Origin of the sequence: Mycobacterium sp. E1386 (assembly GCF_001672745.1) — a bacterium.
In the GTDB taxonomy this organism is placed as follows: domain Bacteria; phylum Actinomycetota; class Actinomycetes; order Mycobacteriales; family Mycobacteriaceae; genus Mycobacterium.
In genome coordinates this window covers 32,187-48,618 of sequence record NZ_LZKH01000017.1, presented here as the reverse complement: position 1 = coordinate 48,618, position 16,432 = coordinate 32,187, and the positions used below count along the sequence as shown (strand labels likewise).

Here is a 16,432-nt window from a genome sequence, read left to right as displayed (position 1 = left end):
ATGAGATTCCTGGACGGGCATGGGCCCGGCTACGACCTGACCTACAACGACGTCTTCGTCATGCCGGGCCGGTCGGAGGTCGAGTCCCGCTTCGACGTCGACCTGTCCACCAACGACGGCTCGGGCACCACGATCCCCGTCGTGGTGGCCAACATGACCGCGGTGGCCGGGCGCAGGATGGCCGAGACGGTCGCGCGCCGTGGCGGCCTGGTCATCCTGCCGCAGGATCTCCCGATCACCGCCGTCCAACAGACGCTGGATTTCGTCAAGAGCCGTGACCTCGTGCTCGACACCCCCGTGGTCCTGGCACCCGACGATTCGGTGTCGGATGCGACCGCGCTGATCCACAAGCGTGCGCACGGGGTCGCCGTCGTCGTCTTCGAGGGCCGCCCGATGGGCCTGGTCAGCGAATCGTGCTGCCTCGGCGTCGACCGGTTCACCAGGGTGCGTGACGTCGCGATCACCGACTTCGTCACCGCCCCGGTCGGCACCGAGCCGCGCAAGATCTTCGACCTGCTCGAGCACGCCCCGATCGGGGTCGCGGTGGTGACGAACGCGGACGGCACGCTGGCCGGCGTGCTGACGCGCACCGGCGCCATCCGGACCGGCCTGTACGCCCCGGCGGTCGACGCGCGCGGGCGGCTGCGCGTCGGCGCGGCCGTCGGCATCAACGGCGATGTGGGGGCCAGGGCGCGCTCTCTGGCCGAGGCGGGCGTCGATGTGCTCGTCATCGATACCGCACACGGGCATCAGGTAAAGACGCTCGACGCGATCCGCACGGTGTCCTCGCTCGAACTGGGCGTCCCGCTGGTGGCGGGCAACGTCGTCTCCGCCGAAGGCACCCGCGACCTGCTCGGCGCCGGGGCGGACATCGTCAAGGTCGGCGTCGGGCCGGGGGCGATGTGCACCACTCGGATGATGACCGCCGTGGGTCGCCCGCAATTCTCGGCCGTGGTCGAATGTGCTTCGGCGGCAAGGCAATTGGGCGGGCACGTCTGGGCCGACGGCGGCGTCCGGCATCCGCGGGACGTGGCGCTGGCGCTGGTGGCCGGGGCGTCCAACGTGATGATCGGATCGTGGTTCGCCGGCACCTATGAATCGCCCGGGGACCTGATGCGCGACCGTGAGGACCAGCCCTACAAGGAGAGCTACGGCATGGCGTCCAAGCGGGCGGTGGTCGCCCGCAGCGCGGCCGACACCGCGTTCGAGCGCGCGCGCAAAGCGCTTTTCGAGGAAGGCATTTCGACGTCGCGGATGGGGCTTGACCCCGACCGCGGCGGCGTCGAGGACTTGCTCGACCACATCACGTCGGGCGTGCGCAGCACGTGCACGTACGTCGGCGCCGCCAACCTGACGGAGCTGCACGAGCGCGCCGTCGTCGGGGTGCAGTCGACCGCGGGCTTCGCCGAAGGCCATCCGCTGCCGTTGGGCTGGTGACCCGTTCCGCCCGGAATGGCGAGGCTATGCGTCGGTGGCCGGGCGTTGCAGCGCGTAAAGCGACATCCGCCGGTTTCTGGCGTCGTGCTCCCCGAGGAACGTGCAGCCGGCGTTCTCGCACAGCCGGCGCGCCGCGGTGTTGCGGTGATCGGGGTCGAACATGATGCGCCGGCAACGGGGCTCCATGGCGAAGGCGCTGGCCACGATGCGCGGCAACAGCATCGGGCCCAGCCCCCGGTTCACCAGTGCCGGGTCGGCGATGGCCGCGTGCAGCCCCAGGTCATGAGGCTCGGCCTCGTAGTAATACGAGATCAAATCCTTTGCGCTCCAATATAATTCGAGGTAGGCGCAATCATTTCCCCGGATACTTCCGAGTAGCGGCAGCGAATACGTTCCGTCGAGCTGTGCGCCCAGATGCCGCTCCCACCGCGGCGTCGGCCAGTCGTATTCCCAGGCCGCCGCCAGGTGCGGGCGGTTCATCCACTCCGACACCATGCCCGCGTCCCCGCGTCGAGCGACCCGCAGCGCGAACGGCGGTTCCAGGGCCGGGAGCGGCGGCGGGCCGATCCGCGCGAGCTCGTCGGCGATGTCGAAGCGCTCGCGCGGAAGTACTTGCGCTGATTGGGTTTCGGGAGGGGCTTCGGACGCCATAGTGGGCACAGCCTACCGAGTAAGGTTAGGCAACCCATAGTCGGGTGGGCGAGTTGTGGAGGGGTGCCGGCGAAAACGGTGGTCGATCGTACGCGGGGCGGATCCGGCTACCATGAGTCAGCAAAGACGGAGGCGACCGCGTCCGCACCGGCTACAGGCAGCGAAGGGATCGACGTGCCGCAGGCACCCGTGCAGGCCATGGGATTTCGGCTGCGGCAGCCGTCGGGCGACCCACCCGATGCGGAGCCTTCCCCGGCGAGTCCCACCGGGCAATCGGCCAACGGGCGGCGTGATCCATGAACGTCACCGTCGCCGTGATCAGCGTCTTGGCCATCGCGGTGCTCATCTTCGGCAACGCGATCTTCGTCGCCGCCGAGTTCTCGCTCACCACGCTGGACCGCAGCGCCGTGGAGGCCAACGCCCGCGGCGGCGGACGCCGCGACCGGGCGATCCGGCGCGCGCACCACAAACTGTCGTTCCAGCTATCCGGCGCGCAACTGGGCATCTCCGCCACCACGTTGGCGGCCGGCTATCTGACCGATCCCATGCTGGCCGACCTGCCGCACCCGTGGTTTGACGCGATCGGGATATCCGACCGGGTCGCCGACGCGATCATGGCGTTCCTGGCGCTGGTCATCGTCACATCGGTATCGATGGTGTTCGGTGAGCTGGTGCCGAAATACCTGGCCGTCGCCCGGCCGCTGTCCACCGCGCGGGCCGTGGTGGGTGTCCAGCTGCTGTTCTCGCTGTTGTTCACCCCGGCGATCCGGCTCACCAACGGCGCGGCGAACTGGATCGTGCGCCAGCTGGGCATCGAGCCGGCCGAGGAGCTGCGGTCGGCGCGGTCGCCGCAGGAGCTGCTGTCGCTGGTGCGTTCGTCGGCGCGCAGCGGCTCCCTGGATGCGGCCACCGCGGCGCTGGTGCGGCGGTCCCTGCAATTCGGCGCCCGGACCGCCGAGGAACTGATGACGCCCAGGTCGAAGATCGTGGCGCTGCAGACCGACGACACGGTCGCCGACCTGGTGGCCGCGGCGGCGGAGTCGGGATTCTCGCGCTTCCCGATCGTCGACGGCGACCTCGATGAAACCGTCGGCATCGTCCACGTCAAACAGGTGCTGGCCCTCCCCGCGGCCGAGCGAGCGGACACGCCCCTGATCACGGTGGCACAGCCCGTGCCCGTGGTGCCGTCGACGCTGGACGGCGACGCCGTCATGAGCGAGATCCGCGCCAACAGCCTGCAGACCGCGATGGTCGTCGACGAATACGGCGGCACCGCTGGCATGGTCACGGTCGAGGACCTGATCGAAGAGATCGTCGGCGACGTCCGCGACGAACACGACGACGCCACCCCGGACGTGGTGGCGGCCGGAACAGGTTGGCGCGTCTCGGGTCTGCTGCGCATCGACGAGGTGGCCGCCGCGACCGGCTTCCGCGCGCCCGAGGGACCCTACGAGACCATCGGCGGGCTGGCGCTGCGTGAATTCGGCCACATCCCGGTGGCCGGCGAAACGGTCCAATTGCCGGCGCTGGACGCCGACGGGTTGTTGGACACGTCGCTGCGCTGGCAGGCGACCGTCATCCGGATGGAGGGGCGCCGGATCGACCTGCTCGAGTTGATCGAGCTGCACGGCGACAGCCCGGCGGCCGGAGGTCCCCGATGAGCAACACCTGGGGCGTGTTCCTGGCGATCCTGCTGATCGGCGTCAACGCCTTCTTCGTCGGGGCGGAATTCTCGTTGATCTCGGCCCGGCGCGACCGCCTCGAAGCGCTGGCCGAACAGGGCAAGGCCCGGGCGGTCACGGTGATGCGGGCCGGAGAGCAGTTGCCGGCCATGCTGGCCGGGGCGCAGCTCGGGGTCACGGCCGCCTCGCTGCTGCTCGGGCGGATCGGCGAGTCGGCGGTCGCCGACCTGCTGCGCACGGCGCTGGGCCTGACCGGCATTCACCCCACGCTGCTGCACACGCTGTCGTTCGCGATCGCGCTGGCGATCGTGGTGACGCTGCATGTGCTGCTGGGCGAGATGGTGCCGAAGAACATCGCGCTGGCCGGTCCCGAGCGCACCGCGATGCTGCTGGTGCCCGCGTACCTGGCCTATGTGCGAGCCGCACGGCCGTTCATCGTGTTCTACAACAAGTGCGCCAACGTCGTGGTGCGCGCGCTGGGCGTGGAACCCAAGGAAGAGCTCGAATTCACCGTCTCCCCGGTCGAATTGAGCGAGATGATCGCCGAATCGCGCTCCGAAGGGCTGCTGGACCGCGAGGAGCACACCAGGCTGACCCGGGCCCTGCAAATCGGCACCCGCGTGGTCGGCGACGTGGCCGTCCCGCTCGCCGATGTCCACGCGGTGCGGGTGGCCGCGGCGGGCACCGGCCCGACGGTGGGCGCCGTCGAAGAGGCCCTGGCCCAGACCGGTTACTCGCGGTTTCCGGTCGCCAACGTCAACGGCGATTTCATCGGCTACCTGCACATCAAGGACATGCTCACCCTCGGCGACGATCCACGGACGGTGATCGACCTGGCGATGGTGCGGCCCCTGCCGCGGCTGCCCAAGTCGCTGCCGCTGGCCGACGCGTTGTCGCGGATGCGCCGCAGCAACAGCCATCTCGCGCTGGTGACCGGGGCTGGCGGTGAGGTGGTCGCGATGGTGGCCATGGAAGACCTGGTTGAGGACCTCGTCGGCACGATGCGCGACGCATAGGGGTAATGGTCGCGAAGTACGGCTGTAGCGAGCCCGTATGATTTTCAACGGCTACCAGTCAAGAAAGTGCTGGAGGGCGCAGGATGCCAGGCGCACTGATGCGTTGCTGGAATTCAATCCCCGGGCTCGCCGCAGCGGCATGGTTAGAGCTGTCAGCGCGGCCTGACCTGGTGTGGCAGGTTTGGGCGGATACGCTCACCAGGCTGCTGCTCGGTACGCTGAAGACATTGCCACTCCGAGCCGATGGCGGCTTGGTGAGGCTTCATTATGGAGGAGAAACATGACTGATCGCGTGTCGGCGGGGAACCTGCGCGTCGCCCGAGTGCTCTACGACTTCGTGAACAACGAGGCCCTGCCCGGCACCGACATCGACCCGGACAGCTTCTGGGCCGGCGTCGACAAAGTCGTCACCGACCTCACCCCGAAGAACCGGGATCTGTTGAACCGCCGCGACGAGCTGCAGGCCCAGATCGACAAGTGGCACCGCCAGCGCGTGATCGAGCCGTTCGACGTCGAGGCGTACCGCCAGTTCATCACCGAAATCGGTTACCTGCTGCCCGAACCCGAGGATTTCACGATCACGACCTCGGGCGTCGATGACGAGATCACCACGACCGCGGGCCCGCAGCTGGTGGTGCCGGTGCTCAACGCCCGGTTCGCGCTGAACGCCGCGAACGCGCGCTGGGGCTCGCTGTACGACGCCCTGTACGGCACCGACGTCATCCCGGAGAGCGACGGTGCCGAAAAGGGCACCAGCTACAACAAGATTCGCGGCGACAAGGTCATCGCGTATGCGCGCAACTTCCTCGACCAGGCGGTGCCGCTGGAATCCGGGTCCTGGGCCGACGCGACGGGCCTGTCCGTAGAGGACGGCCAGCTGAAGGTCGCGACCGCCGACGGTTCCGTCGGCCTGGCCAGCCCCGAGAAGTTCGCCGGCTACACCGGCGAGCTCGGCTCCCCCGACTGGTCGGTGCTCCTGGTGAACCACGGCCTGCACATCGAGATCCTCGTCGACCCCGAATCGCCGGTCGGCAAGACCGACCGCGCCGGCATCAAGGACGTGGTCCTGGAATCGGCCGTCACCACGATCATGGACTTCGAGGACTCGGTGGCCGCCGTCGACGCCGACGACAAGGTGCTCGGTTACCGCAACTGGCTCGGGCTGAACAAGGGCGACCTGTCCGAAGACGTCGACAAGGGCGGCAAGACCTTCACCCGCGTGCTGAACCAGGACCGCACCTACACCACGCCCGACGGCCAGGGCGAGCTGACGCTGCCGGGCCGCAGCCTGTTGTTCGTCCGCAACGTCGGCCACCTGATGACCAATGACGCCATCGTGGACGCCGAGGGTAACGAGGTGTTCGAGGGCATCATGGACGCGCTGTTCACCGGCCTGACGGCGATCCACGGGCTGAAGACCGGGGACGCCAACGGCCCGCTGACCAACAGCCGCACCGGGTCGATCTACATCGTCAAGCCCAAGATGCACGGCCCCGACGAGGTCGCGTTCACCTGCGAGCTGTTCAGCCGCGTCGAGGACGTCCTGGGGCTGCCGCAGGCCACGCTCAAGGTCGGCATCATGGACGAGGAACGGCGCACCACCGTCAACCTCAAGGCGTGCATCAAGGCCGCCGCCGACCGGGTGGTGTTCATCAACACCGGCTTCCTGGACCGCACGGGCGACGAGATCCACACGTCGATGGAAGCCGGGCCGATGATCCGCAAGGGCGCGATGAAGAACACCACGTGGATCAAGGCCTACGAGGACGCCAACGTCGACATCGGTCTGGCCGCCGGCTTCAAGGGCAAGGCGCAGATCGGCAAGGGCATGTGGGCCATGACCGAGTTGATGGCCGACATGGTCGAGCAGAAGATCGGCCAGCCCAAGGCGGGCGCGACCACCGCGTGGGTGCCCTCCCCTACGGCGGCCACCCTGCACGCGATGCACTACCACTACGTCGACGTGGGCGCCGTTCAGGAGGAGCTGGCGGGCCAGAAGCGCACCAACATCGACGAGTTGTTGACCATCCCGCTGGCCAAGGAACTGGCCTGGGCCCCCGAGGAGATCCGCGAGGAGGTCGACAACAACTGCCAGTCCATCCTCGGCTATGTGGTGCGCTGGGTCGCCCAGGGCGTCGGCTGCTCGAAGGTGCCCGACATTCACGACGTGGCGCTCATGGAAGACCGTGCGACGCTGCGGATCTCCAGCCAGCTGCTGGCCAACTGGCTGCGCCACGGGGTGATCACCGAGGAGGACGTGCGGGCCAGCCTGGAACGGATGGCGCCGCTGGTGGACGCGCAGAACGCCAAGGACGCGGCGTACCTGCCGATGGCGCCCAACTTCGATGACAGCATCGCGTTCCTGGCCGCCCAGGATCTGATCCTGACCGGGACGCAGCAGCCCAACGGCTACACCGAGCCGATCCTGCATCGCCGCCGGCGCGAAGTTAAGGCCCGCGCGGCGCAATCAAATTGAGCTCGTGCCTTAATCGGGCTGGCGAAGCATCGGTGCCGCTGACGACTAAGATCAGCGGCGGGTTCACAACAAGTCGGATGGATCGACGGAAAGGCGACGGGCACCACTATGGGTAGGCACAGTTTGCCCGACCCTGAGGACTCCGTCGACGAGCCATACGAAGGCGGCGACACCGACGACCGGCACGGGGATGCCGTCACCGAGGACTACGCCGACGAGGGCGACTACCCGGTCGACGAGGACTTCGACGCCGAGGAAGACCGCTACGCCGCCGACGACGCGTTCGAGGCCGGGACCGCCGACGACTACCCGGAGTTCCCGCCGCGCCAACCGGGGCCGCGGAGCGCGGAGCCGCCGGCCTCGTCGCCGTCGCTGTTCGGCCGCGGCCACCGCGGCCTCGGCGATTGGCGGGGCGGACATCGGAGCGAGGGCGGCCACCGCGGAGTCAGCATCGGCGTCATCGTGGCCCTCGTCGCCGTCGTCGTGGTAGTGGGCAGCGTCATCCTGTGGAGCTTCTTCGGTGATGCGTTGTCCAACCGCTCGCACCAGGCCGCCGGCCGCTGCGTGGGCGGCAAGGAAACGGTCGCCGTCGTCGCCGACCCGTCGATCGCCGACTCGGTGCAGCAGTTCGCGGAGAGCTACAACTCCTCGGCCGGCCCCATCGGCGACCACTGCGTGGAGGTCAGCGTCAAGCCGGCCGGCTCGGACGCGGTGCTGAACGGGTTCATCGGCAAATGGCCCGCCGAGCTGGGCGGCCAGCCGGCATTGTGGATCCCCGGCAGCTCGATCTCCGCCGCGCGGCTGGCCGGCGCCACCGCGCAGAAGACGATCACCGACAGCCGGTCGCTGGTGACGTCACCCGTGGTGCTCGCCGTCCGGCCGGAACTCCAGCGGGCGCTCGGCAACCAGAACTGGGGGGCGCTGCCCGGGCTGCAGACCAACCCGAACGGCTTGGCCGGCGTGAACCTGCCGGCGTGGGGGTCGCTGCGGCTTGCCCTGCCGATGAACGGCAACGGCGACGCGGCGTTCTTGGCCGGGGAAGCGGTGGCGGCCGCGTCGACACCTCCCGGCGCGCCGGCGACCCAGGGCACCGGAGCGGTGCGCACCTTGCTGAGCGCGCAACCCAAACTGGCAAACAACTCGCTGACCGAGGCGATGGACGCGCTGCTCGGACCCCCTGATGCGGCAACCGCCCCGGTGCATGCGGTGATCACCACCGAGCAGCAGCTGTTCCAGCGCGGCCAGTCCTTACCCGACGCCAAGGGCGCGTTGGCCTCCTGGCTACCGCAGGGGCCGGCGCCGGTCGCCGACTACCCCACGGTGCTGCTCAGCGGCTCGTGGCTGACGAAGGACCAGACCTCGGCGGCCAGCGAGTTCGCCCGCTTCATGCACAAGCCCGACCAACTCGCCAAGCTGGCCAAGGCCGGCTTCCGGGTCAACGGAGTGAAGCCGCCGAGCAGCCCGGTCACCACGTTCCCAGCGCTGCCGGCGACGGTGTCGGTGGGTGACGACGCGATGCGCGCGACGTTGGCCGAGGCGATGGCCAGCCCGTCGAGCGGGCTCGCCGCGACCATCATGCTCGACCAGTCGATGCCCGGGCAGGAGGGCGGCAAGTCCCGCCTGGCGAACGTGATCGCCGCCCTGCAGGACAAGATCAAAGCGCTGCCACCCACCTCCGTGGTCGGGCTGTGGACGTTCGATGGCCACGAGGGACGTTCCGAGGTGCCCGGTGGGCCGCTGGGCGACCCCGTGAACGGCCAGCCGCGTTCGGCGGCGCTGACCGCGGCGTTGGACAAGCAGTACTCGTCGCCCGGCGGTGCCGTGTCGTTCACCACGCTGCGCATGATCTACCAAGAGCTGCAGACCAATTACCACCCCGGCCAGACCAACTCGATATTGGTCATCACGGCGGGTCCCCACACCGACCAGAGCCTGGACGGCCCCGGGTTGCAGGATTTCATCCGCAAGAGCGCGGACCCGGCCAAGCCCATCGCGGTGAACGTCATCGACTTCGGCGGCGACCCGGACCGCGCGACGTGGGAAGCGGTCGCCCAGCTCAGCGGTGGTGGCTACCAGAACCTCGCCACGTCGGCGTCCCCGGACCTCGCCGCGGCCCTCAACGCGTTCTTGAGCTGACGCCCGGTTACGGCGGAATCCGAACGTCGCGGCGGGGTCTTCACGCTCGGGACGGCAACTTGCCGCTAGGCTCGATCAAGGTTGATGCCACGGGCAACGCCACGGGGAGCGGTGCGAAGGTTCCGAGTCGAGCGCCTTCCTCCTCCATTCCGGAGGGCTGGTGACACGGCCCGTCCGGGAGTGAGGACGGCCGGGGTGGGCGCTGGGAAAGGATGATCCACGCAGCATGACGAATCTGATTACTGGACAGGCACTTCCGAACGTTGTCGTCACCGGTGTGGCCATGACCACCGCGCTGGCCACCGACGCGGAGACGACCTGGAAGTTGCTACTGGACTGCCAGAGTGGGATTCGGGAGCTCGATGACCCGTTCGTGGAGGAATTCGACCTACCGGTTCGCATCGGCGGGCACCTATTGGAGGAATTCGACAGCGAGCTGAACCCGGCGGAGCTGCGCCGGACGGGCTACCTGGCGCGGCTGTCCGCCATCGTCAACCGGCGGGCGTGGGACCACGCCGGCTCACCCGAGGTCGACCCCAACCGCCTGCTGGTGTCCATCGGGACCGGATTCGGCTCCGGCGAGGAGCTGGTCTTCACCCGGGACACCCTGCGCGCCCGCGGCGTGAAAGCGGTCTCGCCGCTGGCCGTCAGCAAGTACATGCCCGACGCCGCCGCCCAGGCGGTGGGCCTGGAACGGCACGCCAGGGCCGGCGTGATGACACCGGTGTCGGCGTGCGCGTCGGGTTCGGAAGCCATCGCCCGCGCGTGGCAGGCGATGGTGTTCGGCGAGGCCGACGTCGCGATCTGCGGTGGCGTCGAGACCCGCATCGAGGCAGTGCCCATCGCCGCCTTCGCGAACATGCGAATCGTGATGTCGACCAACAACGAGAATCCGGCCGGCGCGTGCCGCCCGTTCGACAAGGACCGCGACGGTTTCGTCTTCGGCGAGGCCGGAGCGCTGATGGTGCTCGAGACCGAGGAGCACGCCAAGGCGCGCGGGGCTCGGATCCTGGCCCGGCTGATGGGGGCCGCCGTGACGTCCGACGGCTTCCACATGGTGGCGCCGGACCCGACGGGGAGTCGCGCAGGCCAGGCGATGACGCGGGCCATCCAACTCGCCGGTCTCACGCCCGAGGACATCGACCACGTCAACGCCCATGCCACCGGAACACAGATCGGCGACCTGGCCGAGGGCAAGGCCATCAACAACGCGCTGGGCAGCAACAAGCCGGCGGTGTACGCGCCCAAATCCGCCCTGGGCCACTCGGTCGGGGCGGTCGGTGCGGTTGAGTCGATCCTGACCGTGCTGGCGTTGCGCGATCAGATCATTCCACCGACGTTGAACCTGGAAAACCTGGACCCGCAGATCGATCTGGACGTGGTGTCGGGTAATCCGCGGCGGGGCAACTACCGGTACGCCATCAACAACTCGTTCGGGTTCGGCGGGCACAACGTCGCCCTGACCTTCGGCCGGTACTAGCGGCGAACCGCGCCCCAGCGGTTCGGCGCTGTCACACTCCGGGCCTAGCATCGTGAGCGCTACCGAAGGAGCGCCATGAGCATCGATTTCACCCCCGATCCCCGGCTCTACCCGTTCCAGTCGCGCTGGTTCGACAGCTCGCAGGGGCGGATGCACTACATCGACGAGGGGGCAGGGCCCCCGATCCTGCTGTGCCACGGCAACCCGACCTGGAGCTTCCTCTATCGCAACATCGTCATCGCGCTGCGCGACAGGTTCCGTTGCATCGCACCGGATTACCTCGGGTTCGGGTTGTCGGACCGGCCCGCGCGGTTCGGATACACCATCGAGGAACACGCCCGGGTGGTCGGCGAGTTCGTCGACCACCTCGGCCTCGACAACTTTCTGACGATGGGCCAGGACTGGGGTGGGCCCATCAGCATGGCGGTCGCGGTGGAGCGCGCCGAGCGGGTGCGCGGCGTCATCCTGGGCAACACCTGGTTCTGGCCGACGGACGAATTCACGACGAAGATGTTCAGCCGGGTGATGTCAAGTCCGCCAATGCAATACGCGATCCTGCACCGCAATTTCTTCGTCGAACGTCTCGTCCCCGCCGGGACAGAGCACCGCCCGAGCGATGCGGTGATGCAGCACTACCGGGCGGTGCAGCCCAGCCCCGACGCCCGCAAGGGCGTCGCCGAGATGCCCAGGCAGATCCTGGCCGCGGCCCCGCTGCTGGCACGGCTGGCCCGGGAAGTGCCGGCCAAGCTGGGCGCCAAACCCGCGCTGTTCGTTTGGGGCATGAAGGACTTCGCGTTCCGGCCCGGCCCCGGCCTCCCGCGCATGCGCGCCGCCTTTCCCGACCACGTCGTCGTCGAACTGCCCAATGCCAAGCACTTCATCCAGGAGGATGCACCGGATCAGATCGCGGCGGCGATCATCGAGCGCTTCGGCTGAACCGCGCCTCCCGCGACTTAAGCGAACGCCTCCACCGGCGGGCACGAGCAGACCAGGTGGCGGTCGCCGTAGGCGCCGTCGATGCGCCGCACCGGCGGCCACACCTTGGGCCGGAAGTTCTTCCCGAGCGGATAGGCGGCCTCTTCCCGGGTGTACGGGTGCTGCCAGTCGGCGACCAGCAGGCATTCGGCGGTGTGCGGCGCGCCCCGCAGCGGATTGTCGTCGACGGGCCACTCCCCCGCGCCCACCCGGTCGATCTCCCCGCGGATGGCGATCATGGCTTCACAGAAGGCGTCGACCTCGGTCAGGCTCTCGCTCTCCGTGGGCTCCACCATCAGCGTGCCGGCCACCGGGAAGCTCATGGTTGGTGCGTGAAAGCCGTAGTCGGCCAAGCGTTTTGCGACATCGTCGACGGTGACTCCGGTCGACTTGGTGATCGGGCGCAGATCCAGGATGCACTCGTGGGCGACCATGCCGTTCGCGCCGGTGTAGAGCACCGGGAAGTACTCGTCGAGCCGCCGGGCGATGTAGTTGGCCGACGCGATCGCGGTCAGCGACGCCGCCCGCAGGCCGTCTGCGCCCATCATCCTGATGTAGGCCCAGCTGATCGGCAGGATCGAGGCGGACCCGTAGGGCGCCGACGACACCGGATGACCTTCGGGCAACTCGGGGGCGTGTGGGTGCCCGGGCAGGAACGGGGCCAGGTGCGAACGCACCGCCACGGGTCCCACCCCCGGTCCCCCGCCCCCGTGCGGGATGCAGAAGGTCTTGTGCAGGTTCAGGTGGCTGACGTCGCCGCCGAACTTCCCCGGCCGGGCCAGGCCGACGAGCGCGTTGAGGTTGGCGCCGTCGACGTACACCTGGCCGCCGGCGTCATGCACGGCCGCGCAGATCTCGGCGATGTCGTGTTCGTAGACGCCGTGGGTGGACGGATAGGTGATCATCAGCGTCGACAACGCATCGCCGTGCTCGGTGACCTTGGCGCGCAGGTCGTCAAGGTCGACGTCCCCGTTGTCGTGGCAGGCCACCACCACCACCCGCATACCGGCCAACGCCGCCGACGCCGCGTTGGTGCCGTGTGCGCTGGACGGGATCAGGCAGATGTTGCGGTGCGGTTCGCCCCGGCTGGCGTGGTAGTCGTGGATGGCCAGCAGCCCGGCGTACTCGCCCTGCGAGCCGGCGTTGGGCTGCAGCGAGACGGCGTCGTACCCGGTGATCTGTACCAGCCAGCTCTCCAGGTCAGCGATGAGCCGGCGTAGGCCGGGGGTGTCCGACGCGGGGGCGAACGGATGCTGACGCGCGAATTCCGGCCAGGTGATCGGTTCCATCTCGGCGGCGGCGTTGAGCTTCATCGTGCACGAGCCGAGCGGAATCATGCTGCGGTCCAAAGCGATATCTTTGTCCGCCAGGGCGCGCAGGTAGCGCATCATCGCCGTTTCGGTGCGGTACTGCGTGAACGCGGGATGGGTGAGGAACTCCGAGGTGCGGGTCGCGATATCGACGGCTACGGGTTCGGCAGCCGGCACGCCGAACGCGTCCAGCACCGCCGCCACGTGCGCGTCCATGGTGGCCTCGTCGCAGGCGACCGACACGTGGTCGGCATCGACGCGCCACACGTTGACGCCGTTCGCCTTGGCCGCGGCCACCACCTCGTCGGCGCGTCCCGGAACCCGTGCCAGCACGGTGTCGAAGAACGCGTCGTGCACCAGCGCTGTGTTGGCCGCCGAGCCCAGGGCGGCGGCAATGGCCTCGGCGTGCGCGTGCACGCGGCGGGCGATCTGAACCAGCCCGTCGGCCCCGTGGTAGCTGGCGTACATCGCGGCCATCACCGCCAGCAGCACCTGCGCCGTGCAGATGTTGCTGGTCGCCTTGTCCCGGCGGATGTGCTGCTCGCGCGTCTGCAGCGCCAGCCGGTAGGCCGGGGAGCCGTCGGCGTCCAACGACACGCCGACCAGCCGGCCCGGCAGCTGGCGGGCGTGCTTGGAGTGCACCGACAGATATCCGGCGTGCGGACCGCCGAATCCCATTGGCACACCGAATCGTTGGGTGGTTCCGAACGCGACGTCGGCACCGATGTCCCCGGGTGGGGTGATCAGTGTGCACGCCAGCAGGTCGGCACCGACGGCGACCAGCGCGCCACGTTCATGGGTCTGCTCCACCAGGGCCGCCCAGTCGGTGACCCGGCCGCTGGCGCCGGGCAGCTGGGTGATGACCCCGAAGAAGTCGCCATCGGGCAGACCCTCGCGCAGGTCGGCGGTGACGATCTCGATGCCCAACGGCTGGGCCCGCGTCGCCAATACTGCAGTGGTCTGGGCGAAGACGTCGGCGTCGACGGCGAGGCGGTTCGACGTGCCGCGGGTCGCGCGGTGCATGAGCGTCATGGCCTCGGCCGCCGCGGTGCCCTCATCGAGCATCGAGGCGTTGGCGACTTCCAGCCCGGTCAGGTCGGCAACCATCGTCTGGAAATTCAGCAGCGCCTCCAGTCGGCCCTGGCTGATCTCGGGCTGGTACGGCGTGTAGGCGGTGTACCAGGCCGGGTTCTCCAGCACGTTGCGCAGCAGCACCGGCGGGGTAAGCGTGTCGTAATAGCCCTGCCCGATCATCGAGACGGCCACGGTGTTGGCCTCGGCGAGCGCCCGCAGCTCCGCCAGCGCCTCGGCCTCGGTGACGGCCGGGGGCAATTCGTCCAGGCCGGGTGCCGCGCCGCCGGCGGTGGGCTTGTCGAGGATCCCCGCCGGAACGGCCTTGGCGGCCAGTTCGTCGAGTGAGTCGACCCCGATGACGGCCAGCATGGCCGCGACGGCCTGGGCGTCCGGGCCGATGTGGCGGGCGGCGAAGGTTGCTTGCTCGGGCACTGGCGTAACTCCTGGTGGCAGCGACAAGGGAGAGGACTAGCGGTCCTCTCCCTCTGTCTTCACCCGTGCGCCGGGCGCCTGAGAGATTCGGCGCCCGCTGATGTCTGAGCGCCTTTCCCCATCGGCGGGTGTCGACCGCTAGGGGTCGGCACCGCTTTCCAGAGGCATCGTTAACTCCGGCGGTCCGGGTGCCTGAGAGGTTAGCGGAGAGGTGTTGCTCCTTCGGCGTCCGTGGCTGGCCGTCACGGAACTCTCCCGCACGAGTGCGATGCGGATCCCAGTTTACCCGGTCGGGCTGGCGCGCCTAACCGATCTTGCGGTCGCGGGTCTTGCGCCGGGACGCCAGCTCGTCTTCCGGGGCGGCGATCGACTCGCCCCCATCGGCCCGCTCGCCGGGGAAGTCGGCGATCACTCCGGTCAGCTCGCGCATCGCGCCGGACACGGCGATCCCGAATACGCCCTGCCCGCCCTGCAGCAGGTCGACGACCTCTTCGGCCGAGGTGCATTCGTAGACCGTGGTGCCGTCGGAGAACAACGTGATGTTGGCCAGGTCCTGCACGCCGCGCTGGCGCAGATGATCGACGGCGACCCGGATGTTGTGCAGTGAGATCCCGGTGTCGAGCAGCCGCTTGACGATCTTGAGAACCAGGATGTCCTTGAACGAGTAGAGCCGCTGGCTGCCGGAGCCCGCCGCGCTGCGGATCGACGGCACCACCAGCGACGTGCGCGCCCAGTAGTCCAGCTGGCGGTAAGTGATTCCCGCGATCTGGCAGGCGCTGGGGCCGCGGTACCCGACCAGCTCGTCCGGCACGGAGTCGTCGGGGAACAGTCCGGGCTGCACGGGCGCTTCCGGTGCGGCGGTCGGGTGGTCAGCTAGGTCCAGCTGTTCTTGGCGTGGCTGCTCGCTCACGGTGCTTCCTCTCGCCGATCGCGCTTTCGTTTCCAGCTGCGTCACTGGCTGCATCGCAGCCACGTTTGCTCAGACCCGAGTGCTAGAGAGCTTACGCTGTTCGGTAGCTACCGCGCCCTTAAGTCGTGATCAAAGTATGGCTGCCGGCGGGCTAAGTGAGGGCGCTATCCGCCAGGCGTGTCGACATCCCGGCGCTAGTTGAGATCCGCCCGTGATGTCGGTGTACAGGGTAGTACCCGCCGGGCGGGCCGTTCGAACGGCCTCTAGAGGCGTCTACGTGGCCTTGAAATCGTCCGGGGACACGCTGTCGAGAAACTCCTTGAACTTCTCCACCTCGTCCTCGCGCACGGCGGTGCCACCCTCTTCGTCGGTCTCGTCGGGGATGAGCAGGCCGGCCTGGGCCAGCACGGCCTCCTCGACATAGATCGGAACCCCGACGCGCAGCGCGATCGCCACCGAATCCGACGGCCGGGCCGACACGGTGATGTTGCGGTCGAAGACCAGATCGGCGTAGAAGGTGCCCTCTTGCAGATCGACGATCCGCACCTCTTTCAGCGAATGACCAAGCGCGGCAATGACATCCCTGATCAGATCGTGTGTCAGGGGGCGGGGCGGCTCGACGCCTTGCTGCTCGAGTGCGATGGCGGCAGCCTCCGACTGACCGATCCAGATCGGCAGGTACCGGTCGCCGTCGGTCTCGCGCAGTAACAGGACCGGCTGGTTCTGCGGCTGCTCAACGCGAATGCCGACAACACGAACTTCACCCATTTGTGTCTGCCCTCCGCATATGCTGCCGTGTCGGTTCTTGGCGCAACGACGACGCCGGATTGTCGCTATGCCGCTGAAAACCAAG

The 16,432-nt window shown here is 68.6% G+C and carries 11 protein-coding genes and 1 riboswitch; of the genes, 7 read left to right on the top strand and 4 right to left on the bottom strand.

All coding sequences use genetic code 11. The annotated features are described in order from the left end of the window. Positions 1-1,437 carry a GuaB1 family IMP dehydrogenase-related protein gene (locus tag A5709_RS01905; protein ID WP_067950395.1) on the top strand — a complete coding sequence of 479 codons (1,437 nt, stop codon included), beginning with the start codon at positions 1-3 and terminating at the stop codon, positions 1,435-1,437. A gap of 24 nt (positions 1,438-1,461) precedes the next feature. Here the strand turns inward: A5709_RS01905 and A5709_RS01900 are convergent, their stop codons facing one another. Then, a complete protein-coding gene (locus A5709_RS01900; protein WP_067950393.1) occupies positions 1,462-2,088 on the bottom strand; it encodes a GNAT family N-acetyltransferase in 627 nt (208 codons plus the stop codon). Positions 2,089-2,384: 296 nt separating this feature from the next. On the opposite strand from A5709_RS01900, the gene A5709_RS01895 reads away from it, so the two are divergent. From A5709_RS01895 to A5709_RS01870, 6 genes are all read left to right on the top strand, one after another. Continuing rightward, positions 2,385-3,749, top strand: coding sequence for a hemolysin family protein (locus A5709_RS01895; protein ID WP_068117579.1), 1,365 nt, complete (start codon positions 2,385-2,387; stop codon positions 3,747-3,749). Further along, positions 3,746-4,786 (top strand): hemolysin family protein, encoded by a 1,041-nt coding sequence (locus A5709_RS01890; RefSeq protein WP_067950389.1) that lies wholly within the window; start codon positions 3,746-3,748, stop codon positions 4,784-4,786. Before A5709_RS01895 ends, A5709_RS01890 begins: the two co-directional genes overlap by 4 nt. Positions 4,787-5,066: 280 nt before the next feature. After that, entirely contained in the window at positions 5,067-7,262 is a 2,196-nt protein-coding gene (locus tag A5709_RS01885) for a malate synthase G (RefSeq protein ID WP_068012217.1), read from the top strand. 108 nt (positions 7,263-7,370) lie between these two features. Then, a complete protein-coding gene (locus A5709_RS01880) occupies positions 7,371-9,398 on the top strand; it encodes a substrate-binding domain-containing protein (RefSeq protein WP_067950385.1) in 2,028 nt (675 codons plus the stop codon). Positions 9,399-9,624: 226 nt separating this feature from the next. Further along, positions 9,625-10,878, top strand: a complete 1,254-nt coding sequence (gene kasB, locus A5709_RS01875) for a 3-oxoacyl-ACP synthase KasB (protein WP_067950383.1) — start codon at positions 9,625-9,627, stop codon at positions 10,876-10,878. Positions 10,879-10,953: 75 nt separating this feature from the next. Beyond that, complete coding sequence (locus A5709_RS01870; RefSeq protein WP_068012215.1) at positions 10,954-11,814, top strand: haloalkane dehalogenase; 861 nt, start codon at positions 10,954-10,956, stop codon at positions 11,812-11,814. 17 nt (positions 11,815-11,831) lie between these two features. Here the strand turns inward: A5709_RS01870 and gcvP are convergent, their stop codons facing one another. The 3 genes from gcvP to A5709_RS01855 all read right to left on the bottom strand — a co-directional run bounded on the left by gcvP (position 11,832) and on the right by A5709_RS01855 (position 16,347). Further along, a complete protein-coding gene (gene gcvP, locus A5709_RS01865; RefSeq protein ID WP_068117576.1) occupies positions 11,832-14,669 on the bottom strand; it encodes an aminomethyl-transferring glycine dehydrogenase in 2,838 nt (945 codons plus the stop codon). A gap of 170 nt (positions 14,670-14,839) precedes the next feature. Further along, a riboswitch (glycine riboswitch) is annotated at positions 14,840-14,937 on the bottom strand. A 36-nt stretch (positions 14,938-14,973) separates the two neighbouring features. Next, the gene (locus A5709_RS01860; protein WP_067210125.1) at positions 14,974-15,579 is read right to left on the bottom strand and encodes a MerR family transcriptional regulator; all 606 of its coding nucleotides are present in this window, start codon (positions 15,577-15,579) and stop codon (positions 14,974-14,976) included. 273 nt (positions 15,580-15,852) lie between these two features. Beyond that, a complete protein-coding gene (locus A5709_RS01855; RefSeq protein ID WP_046184273.1) occupies positions 15,853-16,347 on the bottom strand; it encodes a bifunctional nuclease family protein in 495 nt (164 codons plus the stop codon). Between the last annotated feature and the right edge of the window lie 85 nt (positions 16,348-16,432).

Coding starts and splice junctions, on each gene's coding strand:
- A5709_RS01900 (WP_067950393.1), bottom strand. CDS start 2,088: ATGGCGTCCGAAGCCCCTCCCGAAACCCAATCAGCGCAAGTACTTCCG.
- kasB (WP_067950383.1), top strand. CDS start 9,625: ATGACGAATCTGATTACTGGACAGGCACTTCCGAACGTTGTCGTCACC.
- A5709_RS01890 (WP_067950389.1), top strand. CDS start 3,746: ATGAGCAACACCTGGGGCGTGTTCCTGGCGATCCTGCTGATCGGCGTC.
- A5709_RS01905 (WP_067950395.1), top strand. CDS start 1: ATGAGATTCCTGGACGGGCATGGGCCCGGCTACGACCTGACCTACAAC.
- A5709_RS01855 (WP_046184273.1), bottom strand. CDS start 16,347: ATGGGTGAAGTTCGTGTTGTCGGCATTCGCGTTGAGCAGCCGCAGAAC.
- A5709_RS01870 (WP_068012215.1), top strand. CDS start 10,954: ATGAGCATCGATTTCACCCCCGATCCCCGGCTCTACCCGTTCCAGTCG.
- A5709_RS01895 (WP_068117579.1), top strand. CDS start 2,385: ATGAACGTCACCGTCGCCGTGATCAGCGTCTTGGCCATCGCGGTGCTC.
- A5709_RS01885 (WP_068012217.1), top strand. CDS start 5,067: ATGACTGATCGCGTGTCGGCGGGGAACCTGCGCGTCGCCCGAGTGCTC.
- A5709_RS01880 (WP_067950385.1), top strand. CDS start 7,371: ATGGGTAGGCACAGTTTGCCCGACCCTGAGGACTCCGTCGACGAGCCA.